This window comes from Halobacterium yunchengense (genome assembly GCF_037031165.1).
In the GTDB taxonomy this organism is placed as follows: Archaea; Halobacteriota; Halobacteria; order Halobacteriales; family Halobacteriaceae; genus Halobacterium; species Halobacterium yunchengense.
The window spans coordinates 390,057-406,592 of the sequence record NZ_JAYEZL010000001.1; the positions used below are offsets into that span (position 1 = coordinate 390,057).

Genomic DNA, 16,536 nt, shown 5'->3' on the forward strand with positions numbered 1-16,536 from the left:
CGCACGCCTACCAGCCCGGCGACCGCTCGTCCGCGTCGCCGTCGACGTCGCCGACGCCGCGCGGCCCGGACGGCACCACGACGCCCACGGTCGCGTTCACGGCGAAGGACAGCCGCTCGTTCCGCCCGACGCGCTCCCCCCTCCCGTCGCCGTCCACGTCGAACGCCACGGCGCCGTCCTCGCGGACGTACGTCGGCCCGTCGCCCCGTCCGACCGGCGACCCGCCCTCGGCCCGGACGGCGAACCGCGCCCACGACCCCTCGACGGAGACCGACCACGCGTTCGTCGTCGCGTACCAGTACCCCGGCACGGGAGCCAGCGGCAGGCCCGCCGGCACCGCGCCGACGTCCGCCGCGCCGAGCCGCCGGGCCGCACGTTCGGCCGCGACGGCGCCGCCCTCCGAGAGCGCTGTCTCCGTGACCGTCCGGGCGACGCGCCGCGTGCCGTCGACAACGTCCCCCACCAGTCCGGCGTCGACGCGAGCCGACTCGCGGCCGACGACGTCCGGCGCAGCGGCACGCAGTCGCACGTCGAGGCGGTCGCGTTCGGTCGGCGTCGCGTCGGCGAGGACGGCCGCCTCCGCGGCGACGCGGTCCGCCGCTGACCCGTTCGCCACCGCCGTCGCTCGCGCGGCCACCGAGTCCCAGCGACCGAGCGCCGCACGCGTGGCCGCGCGCCGCTCGCCGGCGGTCAGCGACAGGTTCGACGCCGCGAGCACGCCCCGGTACTCGACGGTCGCGTCCTCGACCGCGCTCGCGACAGACCGCGTGAGGTTCTCGCGCGCCGCCAGGAGCGCCCCGTCGTCCGCTCGCGCGAGCGTGCCGTTCGCCGCTGCGAGCGCCTGGGCGGCCCTGTCGAGGCGCACCGTCGGCGAGGACGACTGCGCCGGGAGCGCCGCGTCCACCACGGCGCTCGCGGCGTCGCCGTGGGGGACCGTGAACCAGTTGACGTTCCGCGCCGCGAGCGGGTGGTACGGCCGGTCGACCGCCGCGACCGTCTCCGGCGTCACCTCGCCGAGCGTCAGGTACGCCGGCGACCCGTCGACGCTCGCGACCAGGTCGCCGGACGCGGGACTGCCGTGCACGCCCGGGGCGCCGGCGCCCTCGAGGCCGCGCTCGCCGAGCGCCGCGCCGACGTCCGCGAGCGCGCCGTCGACTCGCCGGTCGCGGAGCCGACGGTCGACGCGCGCGAGGTACGTCTCGCGGACCGCCGCCACCGCGCGCCCGGTCGCCGTCCCGTAGGCCCGGTCGGGGTCGTGGAGCGCGTCCACGCGGTCGCGGAGCGCGTCGGTCGGCACGCGGCCGCCGGCCAGGTCGCGCGTCGAGACGTTCGCCGACACGTTCCGGGCGCGGCCGCGGAGTCCGGCGGCGGCGCGATACGCTCGCTCCCGGACGGCCGCGGGGACCGGCGGCGTCACGCGCTCGGTGAGCGCGAGGTGGTCACCGGCGACCGCGCGCTCGGCCAGGTCGTCCACGCCGCCGGCGTCGGCGACGAGCTTCCGCGTCGCGCCGGACGCGACCCGGTCGCGGACGGCGGGCGAGACAGTGTCGGCTGCCGCCGCCAGCACCCGGTCGGCGGCCGCCGGCGTGCCGGGGTGGGCGTCGGACCGGAACTCGTACCCGACGCCGACGGTGACGCGGTACGTGGTCCGCGTCGTCTCCACGACGGCGCGCTCGCGGTCGCCGTTCGCGTACACTCGGCGCTCGCGCTCGGTGACGGTGACGCGGCGCGCGTGCTCGCTCGCGACGCGTTCGTCGGCGGGAACGACGTCCCGGGGCGACGCGCCGGCCGCGACGGCGACGTCCCGGTCGAGGCTCGTGTCCTCGAGCGTCCAGTTCCCGGAAACGGCCCCGCTCGTCGTGGCCGTCCGGTCCAGTTCCGTCACGTCGACGTGGCGGACGGCGACCGCGGTGAACGCCGCGCGCAGCGTCCCGTCGAGGGACCCCTCGCCGTCGCCGTCGACGAACCCGAGGAAGGCGTCGTCGGCCGTCCCGTTCACGCCGACCGGGATCGACTGGTCGGGGCGGTCCGTCGCCGCGACGGCGGCGTCCACGCCGACCTTCGCCGGCGTCTCGGGCGCGCCGGTCCGGCCGAGCACGTCGGTCGCGCGGCGCTTCGCGGTGCGCTCGGTCACCGCGAGCACGTCGTCGAGGCCGACGCGAGCGACCGCGCGGCCGTACGCGCGCTCGCCGGCCGCGTCGCTGCGGCCGAAGGCGGTCCGCTGGACGCCCAGGAGCGCGCGGTTCGCCATCAGCTCGACGTGGCGGTTCGCGAGCACGTTCGCGATGGGCGCCCCGCCGTACTGGAGCGGGCCGCGCAGCCACACCACCCGGTGGAGGTAGTCCGTCAGTCGGCGGTCCAGCCCCGGCCCGTCGAGCGCGCCGCGGTCGAGTAGTCGCTCGAACCGCTGGACGCGCTCGCGGACCGCGAGCGCCGGCGTGTGGACGACCACGGAGACGTTCCGGCTGGACTCGGCGACCACGTGGCCGCCGCGGCGGACGACCACGCGGACGCCCGAGACCGTGACGCGGACGGCTCGCTCGCCGACGCGCTCCAGCGCGACGGCGTCGACCGCGCTCGCCGCGTCCGCCGGGTCCTCGATCCGGGGCAGCGAGACGGCCGCCGACGCGGCGCCCGCCGTGGCGGTCTGCTCGCGGAGCGCGCGCTCCGCGCTGGCGTACACGCGGAGCGCGAGCGCGTCCCGGAACGGCCGCTCGGGGTCGAGGGCCGCGCCGTAGCCGGACTCGCCGGCCGCGACGACCGGCTCCTCGACGGCGTTCGCGGCCGCCGTCCGCGCGGCGGCGGCGACCGCCGCGTCCGCGCCGGTGACCGCGCGGTCGGTCGCGCGGTCAGCCTCGGTCCCGGACGGCGCCGGGTCGTGGGTCGCCAGCGCGGCGGCCGCCGTCGCGCTCCCGACGAGCAACACGACGCCGACGAGCGCGAACGGGACGCGAGCGCGGTCGTCGTCAGCGAAGTTCACGCCGACCACGTCCTGACGGTGACGGTCGCCGTCTCGTCGCCCACGTCGACCTCGTGGCTGACGGCAGCGACGGACGCGCTCGGCGGCGCCCGGTCGCCGGCCCTGACGCGGCCGTCGCCCGCGACGGCGACGACGGCGACGTCGCCGTCGACCTGCTGCACGACGAATCCGACCGCGGACTCGACGGCGTCGACGAACGGCTCGCTGGCGCCGTCGCGGTCGGCGACCGCCGCGTGCGCGAGCAGCGTGCCGACCCGGCCGGTGACCGGTTCGCTGCCCGCGTCGGTCTGGTAGGTCGCCGTCGCGGTGCTCGCGAGCACGGTGCGCGCGGCGGCGTCGGGGTCGGCCGGCCGCGGGTCGTCGCCGGGGATCGCGACGAGCGCGACGACCGCCGCGCTCACGAGCAGGACCGCGAGCGACGCGTCGAGCACCGTGCTGACCGCGCGGCTCACGACCACACCTCCGCGGTGACGCGGCCAGGGCGGACCTCGCCGTCCACGCGGACTGGCGCGCGCTGGCTCGCGGTCGCCGCGTTCGGTGGCGGCGAGCCGGCGCCAGCCCGCCACTCGTGGCTGCCGGCCGTGACCGTCACGCTGGCCTCGAAGCCGGCGGGCGCGACGTCGGCCGCCGTCAGGCGGTCCGGGTCGACCACGACGGACCCCTCGGGCGTCGTCGCGTCGACCGCGTCCGCGAGCACTTGCTCGGCCGGAGCGCGGTCGCCGGACAGCCCCGAGAGCGCGTCCGCTCGCACCGCGCCGTAGGTCGCCACCGCCGCACAGAGGACGGTCACCGCGACGATGGCTGGCAGCGGCTCGACCTGCGCCCTACGCGCCGACGAGCGTGACATCGACACCCCTCCAGGTGACGCGGCGGACGGTCAGACGCCCCGGGTCGTGCCGCCACGCGTGGTCGCGCTGGCGGGCGTCGACGGCGGCACGCGCGAACGCGAGCGGGCCGTCGAAGGCGTCGTCCGGCGGGACACCGCGGAGGACCCGCCACAGCGCCGTGCCGCGGCGGACCGGCACGACCCCGTGCTCGCTGTACGCGAACCGGGACCGGGTAGTCGTCGCCCCTTCGCGGACGGCGACGGCTCGCGTGGAGACCCGGACGGCGTCCGCGTCGACGCGGCGCGTCGCGACGCTGGGGGCGTCGGCTGCGGCGACCCCGTCGACGGTCGCGGCGAGGGCGTCCGCGCGCGGCGGCGGCGAGGGCTGGGCGGCGAACGCGACGCCGAGCAGCGCCGTGCTGACGAGCGAGAGCGCGACCACGGTCGGGGGAACGTCGGCGAGCGTGTCGAACACGGGTCGGGCTGGTCCCGCCCTCCGGTTTAAACCTACAGGGCGTTGCCGGCGGCGACCGCGGTGAGCGGGTACACGGTGGTCGCCGCGAGGAGGGCGACGCCGGCGTGGTAGCCGACGAGCGAGCGGTCGAGGCCGCGGTCGAGGCCGACCGCGAGCGCGGGCAGGACGACGGCGAGCCAGAGCACGTAACCGCCGACAGCGAGCGCGAGCGCGGGCGTCGGGAGCGCGGTCGCGCCGTCGAGGCCCCCGACGCGCTCGGAGAGCGCCACGGTGACGCCGGCCACCAGCGGCGCGTACACGAGGCCCGTGTGCCGGAGCGTGCGCGTCGTCGCGGCGAACTCGCGGCGGACCTCGCGGTCGAGGGCCGCCAGATCGTCGAAGAGGTCGGCGACGTCGACGAGCACGCGGCCGCCAGGGCGGCCGGCGTCGGCGGCGTGGACGACGAGCGAGACGGCAGCGCGTGCGCGCTGGCTGGGCGTCCGCGAGAGTGGGCCGTGGTCGCCGCAGAACGCGTCCGCGACGCCGACGCGGAGCCGCGTCGTGCGGCGGGCCGCCGCGGCGAACGCGTCGCCGGTCGCACCGTCGACGGTGTCGCCGACGTCCGCGACGGCGGCCTCGACGGAGCGGCCGTGACGGATGCGCTGGCCGAGCACGGAGAGCGCGTCCGCGAGCCCGGCTTCGAGGTCGCGGACGTCCGCGCGGACCGCACACGCCGGCTGGCACCACGCGGCGAGCGCGCCGCCGGCCGGCCACCCGACGGCCAGCAGGGGGAGCGCCCATCCCGGGAGGGCCGTCGTCGCGGCGACGGCGGCGAGCACACCGCAGGCGGCAGCGGCGAGCGCGCGGCGGCCGCGGCCCGCGAGGGCGGGGTGGTCGTCGGGGAGCGCCGCGGGCGGGAACGCGACCGGTCGACGCGCGAGGATCCAGCAGACGACCGCCAGCACCGCCAGCGGCAGCGCGACGTCGTAGGCGAGCGCGACCGCGCCGACCGTCAGCGGCAGGCCGGCGCTCGCCGCAGCGGGCGCGACGCCGACGAGCGCGAGCGGCAGCACGACCCCGAACGCGTACACCGCTGTCGTCGGGCCGTGGACGGCGTCGGCGTACTCGCTGGCGCGCTCCCGGGCGCCCTCGACGGCGACGGCGAGCGTCCGGTCGAGGAGGCGTTCGCGGTCGCCGGCGGGCGCGTCGACCGCGGCGTCCAGGAGCGCGGCCGCCCGCCGGAGCGACGGCAGGTCGTCGCCCCAGGTCTCGGCGAACGCGGCGAAGCCGGCTCCGGGGCGGCCTCGCGCCTCGCGAGCGTGCGCGGCGAGACTGTCCGCGAGGCGGCCGTCCGCGTGCTCGGCGGCGAAGGCCGTCGCGGACTCCAGGGCCGGGTCGAGTCGCACAGATAGCGCGAGGAGAGCGACGAGGTCCGGGGCGGCGCCGAGCGCCCGCGACCGCTCGGCGACGTTCTCGAGCCACGGGCCGTAAGCGACGCCGACGGCGGCGGCGACGCCGAGGACGCCGGCGGCCGTCGCGGCGTAGGGTCGCCACCGTCCGACCGCGACCGCGACTGCGGTCGCGCCCGCGAGGACGAGGACTGCGCCACGCGGGTGTTCCGCTTCCGTCATGCGGTCCGGACGCTCGCGGCGCGCGCGTCGATCGCGTCCCGGACGTCGGCGTAGGCTTCGCCGGGGGCGGCCAGCGACGAGACGACGCGGCTGTTCCCGCGCGCGATGCGGCCGGTCGGCGCGACGCCGTCGCCGTCGGCCTCGAAGAGCGCGGCCGCGCCGTCGTCCGTGACCTCCTCGACGCGCGTGACCCGCCGGCCCGCGGCTGTCTCGGCGAGCGTGACGACGAGGTCGGTGGCGGCGAACGAGGACGCGGGGACGCCGAGGTCGGCGACGACGCGTTCGCGGACCCCGGCGGCGCCCTCGCCGTGGATCGTGCCGAGGACCGCGGCGTCGCTGGCGCCGACGCGCATCGCCTCGTAGAGCACGCGCGCTTCCTCGCCGCGCACCTCGCCGACGGCGATGGCGCCGTCGCCGAGCCGGAGGGCGGTCCGGAGCGCGTCGGCCGGGGAGACGTCCGCGCCCGCGGTGTCGGGGTCGGCGTACAGCGCCTGCACGTCGCGGCCGTCGCCGCGGAGCGCCCGGACGGGGAGTTCGGGCGTGTCCTCGATGGTGACGAGGCGGGTCGCCGGCGCGAGCGCCCAGAGGGTGGCGCCGAGCAGCGTCGTCTTGCCGGCGCCGCGCGCGCCGGCGAACAGGACGGCCGCGCCGCGGCGGGCGGCCTCGGCGAGGAAGCCCGCGAGCCCGGCGGTGAGCGTGTCGTTCGCGACGAGGTCAGCGAGCCGGAACGGGTCGGCGTCGTGCGCGCGGAACGCGAACCCGGTGCCGTCACTGAGGGGGTCCGTGACGCCCGCGACGCGCACCGACCCGGCGGCGCCGAGGCCGTCGATGGACGCGTCGAGCGTGGGGTTCGCCCGCGAGAACGGCTGGCCGGCGGCGGCGCGCAGCCGGGACGCGAGGCGGTCGGCGCCCGACTCGGTGAACTGGACGTTCGTGCGCGCGTCGTCGCCGTCGACGGTGACGCGGAGGGGGCCGTCGGCGACCGGCGCGCTCGCGTAGGCGTCCGAGATTCTGGGGTCCGCGAAGAGGTCCTCGAGCACGCCGAACCCGCGCGTGTGCTTCCGCAGGGCGTCCGCGACGCGCTCGCGGTGGTCGCCGGCCGCCTCGCGGACGGCGCGGCCCGGGGCGTCCTCGCCGTCCTGGACGGAGCCGTCCGCGAGCAGGCGGCGGGCTTCGGCGAGGACCTCGCAGTCGGCGGGCCCGAACTCGTACTCGGGCGGGACGACGTGGTAGACCGGGAGCCCGTCCGGGACGTCGTACTCGCGGACGGTCGCGCCCGTCTCGAGCGTCCGGGTGGCGCGGAGCCGTCCCGCGGCCGGTGGGGTCGGGTCGACGCGGGCGTCGGCGAGGGCTGGCCCCACGCGCGGACGGAGGTCGTCGTACGCCGCGAGGTCCGCGGCGACGGCGGCGAGTCCGGTTTCGGCCGCGAGGTCGGCGACCGGCCCTGCGCGACCGCTGGCCTCGGCGGCCGCGGCGAGCGGGTCGGTTCCGGCGCGCGCGGCGAGGCGCTGGTCGCGGTCCGCGACGCGAGCGGCGAACCGGCCGGCGGCGGCGAACAGCGCGACCGCGCGGCCGTCGTAGGCGCGGCGGAACCCGGCGGCGTCGACGACGATCCGGTCTGCCTCGAACCGGCGGCACGCGGCCGCGACCGTCGCCCGGCACGCGGGCTCGTCGGCGAGCGCGCCGTCGCCGGGGCAGTCGGCGGCGTCGACGCGGAGGGCGCCGGCGTCGTGGGTCGTCTCACAGCCGCAGTCGGGCTCGTCGGTCGCGAGGCGGTCCAGGAGTGCACGCATGGGCCGCGGTGGTCGCGTCCCCCCGGATAAACCCTCGCAGCGCCACGACGACGGGGCCGTCCGCGCGGTCGACGTAGGCGAGCGTGACGCGACCGTCCAGGTCGCTGCGGTCGCCGCAGACGGCGACCCGCACCGGCAGGGTGGTCGCGTGCGGCGTGCCGTTCGGCGGGCGCGCGACCACGCGGGGCGGTCGGTCCGCGAGCGCGATGGCCGCGCCGTCCGGGACGTCGAGGCGGAGCGTCCGCCGGGGCGCCGACGCGAGCGACCGCCCGGGTTCGCTGCGACGGTCGAGGGCCGCGACGGCGTCCGCGACGCGGTCGGCGCTGGCGTCGAGGCTGGCGGCGTCCCGCGTCCGCGTCGCGTGGTCGACCGCTGGCTGGGCGGCCGCGACCAGTGCGAGCGCGAACGCCAGGGTCAAGACGAGCCGGACGGCCACGGCCTACAGGGACTCCCTGAGGCGGTCGAGCAGCGACTCGTCGCCCGTCCGGTCGCTTCGGTCGCCGGCCCGGCGGTCGGTGGACTGGCCGGTTGGCGGGGAGTCCGTCGACGGCGCGTCGCCGGCGGCTCCGGCCAGAACGTCGTCCGCGGCTCCGGCCGCAACGTCGGCGGCGGGCGGGCCCCGCCGTTGCGGTTCGCTCGACCCGGTCGCTCCGGGCTCGTCAGTCGGGGCGGCGAACTGGCTGCGCGCCTCCAGGCGGTCGACGGCGGCGCGGGCGGCGTCCGCCCGGCGCTCGACGCGGTCGTTGACAGCGTCGAGTTCGCCGACGTAGCCGTGCAGCGACTGCACGGTCGCCTCGACGGCGTCCAGGCGCTCGCCGAGCTCGTCGACGTCGCTCCGGAGGTCCTCGAGGCGGCCGTGGACGGCGGCCGCGTCCGCGAGTTCCGCGACGGCCGTGTCGCCGTCGGTCACCGCGCGCTCGACGGCGCGGAGTCGTTCGGAGAGGTCGTCCAGTCGGGGGTCGGCTCCGTCCTCGGGCACGGGGGGTCTGGCCGCGGCTCCCGGGATAAAGTTCCGGGCAGCGCAACGTTCTTGGACGGCCACTTCGATGCGGTGGGTATGAAAGCCGCCCTCGTCGGCGTCGGTCAGGCCGGAGGGAAGGTCACCGAGGCCCTCCTCGAGGAAGACCGCCGCGCCGGCTACGACGCCATCCGCGGGACGCTCGCCGTCAACACCGCGAAGACCGACCTCGAACCGCTCGAGATCGAGACGATGCTCGTCGGCCAGGAGCGCGTGAAGGGCCACGGCGTCGGCGCGGACAACGAACTCGGCGCGGAGGTGATGCAAAGCGACGTCCGCGAAGTGATGGGCGCCCTCGACGACGTCGTCGACGCGCAGACGGAGGCCATCTTCGTCGTCGCGGGGCTCGGCGGCGGCACCGGGTCCGGCGGCGCGCCCGTGCTCGTGAAGGAGCTGAAACGCGTCCACGAGATCCCGGTCTACGCGCTCGGCATCCTCCCCGGGCGCGAGGAGGGCGGCATCTACCAGGCGAACGCCGGCCGCTCGCTGAAGACGCTCGTCCGGGAGGCGGATTCGACGCTGCTCGTCGACAACGACGCGTGGCGGAAGGCCGGCGAGAGCGTCACGGACGCCTACGACGCCATCAACGAGCGCATCGCGCGCCGCGTCGGCGTCCTGCTCGCCGCCGGCGAGAACGTCGAGGGCGTCGGGGAGAGCGTCGTCGACTCCAGCGAGGTCATCAACACCCTGAAGTCCGGGAACATGTCCGCCGTCGGGTTCGCGAACGCGGACGCAGCGCCCGACCCCGGGGAGAACGTCAACGTCATCACGTCGACCGCGCGGAAGTCACTGCTGACGGGCATGAGCGTCCCGGAGACGACGGAGGCCGGCGCGGCGCTCGTCGTCGTCGCGGGCGACAGCGACCGCATCCCGCGGAAGGGCGTCGAGAAGGCGCGTTCGTGGGTGGAGACCGAGACCCGGAGCATGCAGGTCCGGGGCGGGGACTTCCCCGTCGACTCCGAGACGGTCGCGGTCCTCGTCCTGCTGTCGGGCATCGCGCGCTCCGAGCGCATCGAGGCGTTCATGGAGCGCGCGAGGGAGGCCAGCGAGGCCGTCCAGCAGGAGGAGGTCACGGAGACGTTCCAGAACGACCAGCTCGACGACCTCCTGTAGCGGGGCGGTCGCGGCGAGCGCGAGGACCGGTTACGCGAGGCTCTCGCCGTCGAACTCCCGGGCGTCGTAGTCGACGTCGAGGAGGTCGAGCAGCGTCGGCGCGACGTCGAAGAGGTCGGTGTCCGGGGCGACGGAGACGTCGGGGTCGTCGGTGAGCAGCGTCGCGTTCTCGAAGGAGTGCATGCCGTTCCGCGGGCCGACCGTGAACACGTCCTCGCTGCCGGAGAAGCCGGCCTTCAGGTCGAAGCCGTGGTTCGGGATCGCGACGAGGTCGGGCGCGATCTCGTCGTGGGCGCCCCAGAACGCGTCCTCCTTGCGTTCGACGCGGTCGACGACCGCGCGGCCCTCCGGCCCCTCGAGCGCGAGCAGCGCCTCCGCGAGTTCGTCGACGACGGCCTCGTAGTCGCTCTCGGGGACGCTGCCGCGCGGCTCGCGGTCCTCGAGGTTGACGTAGAACCGCCCGGGGATGAACGAGTACGCCGTCGTGTCGTCGTCGATGTCCGCGAGGCTGTCGTGGTCGTCCGTGCGGTAGGACAGCCAGCCCTCGTCGGCGAGCCACTGGTTCAGGTGGACCTCGTAGTCCTCGCTCGTGAAGCCGTGGTCGGAGGCGACGACGAGGGTCACGTCGTCGGCGAGCTCCTCGCGGAGGTCGCCGATGTACGAGTCGACTTTCGCGTAGAAGTCGAGGAACGCCTCGCGGTACTCGCCGTCCTGCTCGTAGTCCTTGAACAGGAAGTGGTTGACGCGGTCGGTCGTCATGAACACGCCGAAGAAGAGGTCCCAGTCGTCCTCCCGGACGTAGTGCAGGAACGCCTCCTGGCGCGCGTCGACGGTCTCGTGGGCGTTCTCGACGAACTCGGTCTTGTCGTCGCTGTGCCCGAGCTTCGCGTTCACGTCGATCTTGTAGTCGATGCCGTCGAGGTAGTCCGCGAGGGCGTCCGGGTGGGCAGCCTTCTCGACGCCCGGCGAGAGGAACCCCGAGACCATGCGCTGGATGCCGCGCTCCGGCGGGAACGTCACGGGGACGTTCAGCACGGTCGCGTCGCGGCCGGCGTCCGCGACGCGGTCCCAGACGCGGGTCGCCTGGACGTCCCGCCCCATCGGGACGTACGTCTCGTAGCTCCCGACCTCGCGGTCCTGGAACCCGTAGACGCCGGTCTCCCCGGGGTTGACGCCCGTCGTCAGGGACGGCCAGCACGCGCTGGACTCCGGCGGGACGATGCTGTCGATGGCGCCGCCCGAGCCGTCCTCGAGGACCGCGTGGAGGTTCGGGAACGTCTCGGGTTCGTCCCGGATCAGGCTGTGGGGGACGCCGTCGATGCCGATGAACGCGACCCGGGGCGCGTCACCGCCGCGGAGTCGGTCGAACAGGCCCATACACGCGGAGTCGCCGCTGACGTACAAAAGGGTTGGTCTTCGGGCGACGACTGGGCGGCCTCCGCGCTACCGGTCACGCTTGCCGCGCGAACGGGTCGACCCGGGCGTCAGCGGTGCGACGACCGACTGCGGCGTCGCGGCGAGGCGACGACGCCGCCGACCGTCAGGCCTGCTCGAACGCGGAGAACAGCGCTTTCCGCGTGCTGGCGTCGATGAGCTCGTCGAGCGTTCCCTGCTGTTCGGAGCTGACGCGGCTGAACAGGCCGAGCGGGACGCGCGCGGTGGCGGTGTCGGCGTCGCCGCCGAGCGCCTCCGTCTGGTCGAACGCCGAGGTGAGGACGTCCATCGCGGACGTGCGGACGTCGTCGGCGCGGCACGCGGTGACCACGGTGTCCTCGTGGACGCCGAACGCGGCCGCCGAGGAGACGCCGTCGAGCCGCAAGAGGGTGTCGGCGGCCTCCTCGAGGGCGCTGACGGCGGGGACGGTGCCGACGTTCGTGACGGCGAAGCTCGCGCGGCGCTCGCGGTTCCCGATGGCCTGCCCGATGACGTCGAAGGTCTCGCCGCTCATGCCGGGCGCGCGGAGCGCGTCGATGGTGCCCTGGTCGGCGAACTCCTGGAGGAAGCTCGCGGCCTGGAAGTCCTCTCGGGAGCGCACGCGCCGGAACTCGCGGGTGCCGGCGCGGATGCCGTACAGGAGCGCGGTGGCGACGTCCTGTTCGGGCGTGCGGTCGGCGCGCTCGATGAACCGGGCGACGATGGTGGAGGTGGCGCCGGCCTCGTTGCCGGCGACGACCAGCGGGTGGTCGACGGCGGCGGGGCGGTGGCGGACGACGGCGACGACGGGCGGCCGGTTCGCGAACGACGGGACGGTGCCGCCGCCGCCGACGGCGACGGCGCCGTCGTAGTCGTCGAGCGGGTCGTCTGCGACGTTCAGCGAGAGGTTGAAGAGGTTACAGAAGGCCTTCGCGTCGTCGCTGGTGACGTCGCCCTCGGCGAACACGCGCGCGGAGACGCCCCACGCCTTGCAGAGTTCGCGGAGGCCGATGGACGCGGCGAGGGCGTCGACGCTGGGGTTCTCCGGGACGACGAGCGCGACGGACTCGAGGCCCGCGATGGTGTCACGGAGTTGTACGAAGTCCTCGTCGTCGGCCTCAGCGCGCCGGTGCCGGAGTGCGGCGGCCACGGCGTACGCGCTCGCGCCGGCTGCGGCGACGACGCCGACGGCCGCCGTGAGTGTCGTCGGGGAGACCGAGCCGACCTCGGGGAGCATGTAGCCGAGAGTCCACGCGGACGGTTAAGTATGTTATCCTCTCACGCGGCGCTCCGTAGCGCCGGGTTACCGCGCAGAAAGCTCGGGATACTCGGTGCGGGGCGGCGGTGCGGGAACGGTAGCTGGACTGCGTGTCCGTGGGCGGCCGCCGACTCGTCGGTGCGCTCAGTGGGCGTCCGCCGGCTCGTCCGCGTCGTCGGTTCGGCGGCCGTCGTCGTCCTCGGCGGTCCGGAGGGCGGTCGGGACGACGGTGACGTGGCGCATGCCGAACTCGGGCTGTTTCGCGGCCATCTCACTCGGAGAGAGGGCCGACAGACGGATATAATTACCCATGTGCATAACTCATCGGCGGCGGGCCGGGTCATTCCCCGCGGTAATCCGTTCGCCGTCGGGAGCGAAGCAGGCGGAGCAACGCCGAGCTACACGCTGTACAGGGCCGGGTCGCACCCTGCATAGGGCCGGACGGCACCCCGCACAGGGCCGGACGGCACCCTGCATAGGGTCGAGCGGCAAACTGCAGAACGGAGCGTCGAGGGTCGTGCGCCGCCCAGCGGCGGCGCGAACGCGTTACGCGACGTGCTCGTCGCCGGACCGCGTCACGCGAAGTGCTCGTCGTAGAGGTCCTGGGCGTGCTCGATTGCGTCCTTCGCGGCCTGGGCGTCCTCGAAGCCGAGGGTCTCGACTTCCTTGCCCGGTTCGAGGTTCTTGTACGTCTCGAAGAACTCCTCGATCTCGTCGAGTTGCTGCTGGGGGACGTCCTCGAGGTCCTCGATGTGGTCGTAGCGCGGGTCCTCGTCCGGCACCGCGATGACCTTGTCGTCTTGCTCGCCGTCGTCGTCCATCTTCATGAGCGCCACCGGGCGCGCTTCGATGACACAGCCCGGGAACGTCCGGTCCTCGACCAGCACGAGCACGTCGAAGGGGTCCTCGTCGTCGTAGTACGACTGCGGGATGAACCCGTAGTCCGAGGGGTAGTGGACGTTGCTGTGGAGGACGCGGTCGAGCACCACGCCCGGGATGTCCTTGTCGTACTCGTACTTGTTGCGCTCGCCCTTGAGACACTCGACGACCGCGTAGACGACGTCCGGCGCGTCCGGGCCCGTCTCGAGGTCTTCCCAGAGGTTCACCATGGTGAGCGGTCCACTCCACGCGGAAAAAGAGCTTTCGCATCCGAACGCGGCAAACGGCAGTCAATTGAGAAGTGTTTAAATATCCGGGTGACTTTTGTTCGGCTATGTCAGAGGCACAACCCGCTGCACGGACGGACGTGCGGGACCTGACTGCGTTCCAGAAGAACATCCTCACAGTACTCGCCGAGGAGGCGCGATACGGCCTCGCCATCAAGCGAGAACTCGAAGACTACTACGGCCAGGAGGTCAACCACGGCCGCCTGTACCCGAACCTCGACGACCTCGTCAACAAGGGCCTCGTCGAGAAGTCCGAACTCGACAAGCGCACGAACCAGTACGAGCTCACGGACGACGGCTTCGACGCCGTCCTCGACGACCTCGAGTGGACGCTCTCGAAGTTCCTCACCGACGAGGACCGCAAAGAGCAGGTCCGCGACATCGTCGCCGAGCACTGACGGCCCGCACAGCCGGCTTCCACCCACCACGTTTTCGCGACGCAGACCGCCCACAGCGGCCGCGCCGGGTCGCACCGGGGTGCACCGGCCGACCGGCCCCGGCACTATCGACCACGCCACCACCGCCGACTCGTCACTCGTCGTCGGCGACGGCGAACACGAGGTCCAGCGACTCCTCGACGACGGCGCGCTGGTCGTCGCTCGGCCACGCGTTCCGCGGGAAGAACTCCGCGAGGAACTCCTCGCGCTCGCGGTCGCCGGCGGCGTCCATCGGTCGCGCGTAGTGGTTGTTCATGAAGTCCGCGAACGCGGCGGCGTTGTCGCCGTGCACGTCGCCGTGCTCGTCGCGCACGCGCTCGACCAGGTCGGCGTTGCGCGCGGCGGCGTCCTCGTAGTCGCCCTGTTCGCCGGGGCCGGACAGCGACACCTCGACGGCGCGGTCGGTGTCCTCGACCTCGGCGAGGCGGACGGTGCCGTCGTCGTCCACCCACTCGGCGGGATAGCAGACGAGCGTGTCGTCGCCCTCGCGGACGCGCGCGACGAACCCGTGGTCGGCGAGCAGGCGGTCGCGGCGGTCGCGGTACGCGGCGGCCTCGGCGTCGTCGACGGCGTCCCGGGCGAGTCGCGTGAGTCGCTCGGCGGTGTCGACGGCGTCCTCGGGCAGGTCAGTCGTCATCGAGGGCCTCGTTGGCCAGGTCGTCGGCGCGGTCGTTTACCTCCCTCGGTACGTGGGTGAGCGACCAGTCGTCGAACCGCTCGAGGAGTTCGCGGACCCGCACGCGCTTCTCGCGGAGCTCGGGGTCGTTGGTGTCCCACGCGCCCTTCACCTGCTTGACGACGAGCTGGCTGTCGCCGCGGAGCTCGATCTCGTCGAAGCCGAACTCGGCGGCGGCCTCCAGCACCGCGACGAGCGCCTCGTACTCGGCCTGGTTGTTGGTGGCGCGGCCGATGCGTTCGCCGTGCTCGGCGACGATGCCGTCGCCGGAGACGAGCACCCAGCCGACGGCGGCGGGCCCCGGGTTGCCGCGGCTCGCGCCGTCGAAGTACGCGTGGACGCGGCCGCCGCGGTCGGGTTCGACGACGGCGGTGATGTCCGTCGGGTCGGCGCCCTGCACGACGAGCTTGTCGTCGTAGGCGACCGCGTGTGCGTCCCCGAGGTCGGCGTGCCACCGCTCGTACTCGGAGTTCCCCGGCGAGAACGACGCGCCCGCGGCGTCGAGGCGTTCGCGGGCGTCGTCGACGTCGCACTCCAGGACTGGCATTGAGGCGAAGTCACCCCGCCTCCCGTATATGGGTTACTAAACGTGAACGCGGCGTTCCGGGCGTGCAGGTGGCGTCAGCGACCGGTTCGCGCCGGGACGCGCGGAATTGTGTTGCCTGAGTTACGCGCTAACACCGGCAATGGGTTTAAATGTTTGCGTAACGCTAATATAAAAGTGCGATGACACGGTCCACTCGCCAGCGGGAGCGAGAAACGGCGACAGAGCAGGAGGAGTCCGAGGAGGGGGTGCGGGAGTGCCCGGAGTGCGGCTCAGACAACCTCGTGAAGAGTTCGGACCGCGCGGAACTGGTCTGTGAGGACTGCGGCCTCGTCGTCGAGGAAGAACAGATCGACCCCGGTCCGGAGTGGCGCGCGTTCAACCACCAGGAGCGACAGGAGAAGTCCCGCGTCGGCGCGCCGACGACGCAGACGATGCACGACAAGGGACTGACGACGACCATCGACTGGAAGGACAAGGACGCCTACGGTCGCTCTATCTCCTCGAAGAAGCGCTCGCAGATGCACCGGCTCCGGAAGTGGCAGGAGCGCATCCGCACGAAGGACGCCGGCGAGCGCAACCTCCAGTTCGCGCTCTCCGAGATCGACCGCATGGCGTCGGCGCTCGGCGTGCCGCGCTCGGTGCGGGAGGTCGCTTCGGTCATCTACCGGCGCGCGCTCAAGGAGGACCTCATCCGCGGCCGCTCGATCGAGGGCGTCGCGACGAGCGCCCTCTACGCGGCCTGCCGGAAGGAGGGCATCCCCCGGAGCCTCGAGGAGATCTCGGAGGTCTCCCGGGTGGAGCGCAAGGAGATCGGACGCACCTACCGCTACATCTCCCAGGAGCTCGGCCTCGAGATGAAGCCGGTCGACCCGAAGAAGTACGTGCCGCGGTTCTGTTCGGAACTCGAACTCTCCGAGGAGGTCCAGGCGAAAGCCAACGACATCATCGAGACGACCGCCGAGAAGGGGCTGCTCTCCGGCAAGTCCCCGACCGGCTACGCGGCGGCGGCCATCTACGCCGCGTCCCTGCTCTGCAACGAGAAGAAGACCCAGCGCGAGGTCGCGGACGTCGCGCAGGTGACGGAGGTCACCATCCGGAACCGCTACCAGGAGCAGATCGAAGCGATGGGCATCCACGGGTAGGACGCCCGCCGCGGCTCCGTTCCAAAACCTCTCAGCGACTGCGTTCCACGACACCCCTCAGCGACTGCGTGTCACAACCCCT

The 16,536-nt window shown here is 74.3% G+C and carries 17 protein-coding genes; 3 read left to right on the top strand and 14 right to left on the bottom strand.

Annotation, left to right across the window (positions count from 1 at the left end; all coding sequences use genetic code 11):
• Positions 1–7: 7 nt before the first annotated feature.
• The 8 genes from U5911_RS01940 to U5911_RS01975 are packed head-to-tail and all read right to left on the bottom strand — an operon-like array spanning position 8 to position 8,663.
• Positions 8–2,980 (bottom strand): DUF7286 family protein, encoded by a 2,973-nt coding sequence (locus U5911_RS01940; RefSeq protein ID WP_336034838.1) that lies wholly within the window; start codon positions 2,978–2,980, stop codon positions 8–10.
• A complete protein-coding gene (locus U5911_RS01945) occupies positions 2,977–3,432 on the bottom strand; it encodes a DUF7284 family protein (protein ID WP_336034840.1) in 456 nt (151 codons plus the stop codon). The genes U5911_RS01940 and U5911_RS01945 overlap by 4 nt, the downstream gene beginning before the upstream one ends.
• A complete protein-coding gene (locus tag U5911_RS01950; RefSeq protein ID WP_336034842.1) occupies positions 3,429–3,827 on the bottom strand; it encodes a DUF7285 family protein in 399 nt (132 codons plus the stop codon). Before U5911_RS01950 ends, U5911_RS01945 begins: the two co-directional genes overlap by 4 nt.
• Positions 3,805–4,281 (bottom strand): DUF7283 family protein, encoded by a 477-nt coding sequence (locus U5911_RS01955; protein WP_336034843.1) that lies wholly within the window; start codon positions 4,279–4,281, stop codon positions 3,805–3,807. The genes U5911_RS01950 and U5911_RS01955 overlap by 23 nt, the downstream gene beginning before the upstream one ends.
• A gap of 32 nt (positions 4,282–4,313) precedes the next feature.
• Positions 4,314–5,891 carry a type II secretion system protein gene (locus tag U5911_RS01960; RefSeq protein WP_336034845.1) on the bottom strand — a complete coding sequence of 526 codons (1,578 nt, stop codon included), beginning with the start codon at positions 5,889–5,891 and terminating at the stop codon, positions 4,314–4,316.
• Complete coding sequence (locus U5911_RS01965; protein WP_336034847.1) at positions 5,888–7,684, bottom strand: type II/IV secretion system ATPase subunit; 1,797 nt, start codon at positions 7,682–7,684, stop codon at positions 5,888–5,890. The genes U5911_RS01960 and U5911_RS01965 overlap by 4 nt, the downstream gene beginning before the upstream one ends.
• Positions 7,632–8,120 (bottom strand): DUF7311 family protein, encoded by a 489-nt coding sequence (locus U5911_RS01970; RefSeq protein WP_336034848.1) that lies wholly within the window; start codon positions 8,118–8,120, stop codon positions 7,632–7,634. The genes U5911_RS01965 and U5911_RS01970 overlap by 53 nt, the downstream gene beginning before the upstream one ends.
• Positions 8,121–8,123: 3 nt before the next feature.
• Positions 8,124–8,663 (bottom strand): DUF7310 family coiled-coil domain-containing protein, encoded by a 540-nt coding sequence (locus U5911_RS01975; protein WP_336034849.1) that lies wholly within the window; start codon positions 8,661–8,663, stop codon positions 8,124–8,126.
• A 78-nt stretch (positions 8,664–8,741) separates the two neighbouring features.
• On the opposite strand from U5911_RS01975, the gene U5911_RS01980 reads away from it, so the two are divergent.
• Positions 8,742–9,815, top strand: a complete 1,074-nt coding sequence (locus U5911_RS01980) for a tubulin/FtsZ family protein (protein ID WP_336034851.1) — start codon at positions 8,742–8,744, stop codon at positions 9,813–9,815.
• Positions 9,816–9,845: 30 nt separating this feature from the next.
• Here U5911_RS01980 and U5911_RS01985 read toward each other — a convergent pair whose 3' ends face one another.
• From U5911_RS01985 to U5911_RS02000, 4 genes are all read right to left on the bottom strand, one after another.
• The gene (locus U5911_RS01985; RefSeq protein WP_336034853.1) at positions 9,846–11,192 is read right to left on the bottom strand and encodes an alkaline phosphatase family protein; all 1,347 of its coding nucleotides are present in this window, start codon (positions 11,190–11,192) and stop codon (positions 9,846–9,848) included.
• A 163-nt stretch (positions 11,193–11,355) separates the two neighbouring features.
• A complete protein-coding gene (locus tag U5911_RS01990) occupies positions 11,356–12,465 on the bottom strand; it encodes a DHH family phosphoesterase (RefSeq protein WP_336034855.1) in 1,110 nt (369 codons plus the stop codon).
• Positions 12,466–12,630: 165 nt separating this feature from the next.
• Positions 12,631–12,756, bottom strand: a complete 126-nt coding sequence (locus tag U5911_RS01995; protein WP_336034857.1) for a hypothetical protein — start codon at positions 12,754–12,756, stop codon at positions 12,631–12,633.
• 305 nt (positions 12,757–13,061) lie between these two features.
• A complete protein-coding gene (locus tag U5911_RS02000) occupies positions 13,062–13,595 on the bottom strand; it encodes an inorganic diphosphatase (protein ID WP_336034859.1) in 534 nt (177 codons plus the stop codon).
• 104 nt (positions 13,596–13,699) lie between these two features.
• Here U5911_RS02000 and U5911_RS02005 point away from each other — a divergent pair, with 104 nt between their 5' ends.
• Positions 13,700–14,050, top strand: a complete 351-nt coding sequence (locus tag U5911_RS02005) for a PadR family transcriptional regulator (RefSeq protein WP_336034860.1) — start codon at positions 13,700–13,702, stop codon at positions 14,048–14,050.
• Positions 14,051–14,183: 133 nt separating this feature from the next.
• Here U5911_RS02005 and U5911_RS02010 read toward each other — a convergent pair whose 3' ends face one another.
• Positions 14,184–14,726 (bottom strand): DUF7108 domain-containing protein, encoded by a 543-nt coding sequence (locus U5911_RS02010; RefSeq protein ID WP_336034862.1) that lies wholly within the window; start codon positions 14,724–14,726, stop codon positions 14,184–14,186.
• The gene (gene rnhA / locus U5911_RS02015) at positions 14,716–15,312 is read right to left on the bottom strand and encodes a ribonuclease HI (protein WP_336034864.1); all 597 of its coding nucleotides are present in this window, start codon (positions 15,310–15,312) and stop codon (positions 14,716–14,718) included. The genes U5911_RS02010 and rnhA overlap by 11 nt, the downstream gene beginning before the upstream one ends.
• A 179-nt stretch (positions 15,313–15,491) precedes the next feature.
• Here rnhA and U5911_RS02020 point away from each other — a divergent pair, with 179 nt between their 5' ends.
• Positions 15,492–16,454, top strand: a complete 963-nt coding sequence (locus U5911_RS02020) for a transcription initiation factor IIB (RefSeq protein WP_336034866.1) — start codon at positions 15,492–15,494, stop codon at positions 16,452–16,454.
• The last annotated feature ends 82 nt before the right edge of the window (positions 16,455–16,536 follow it).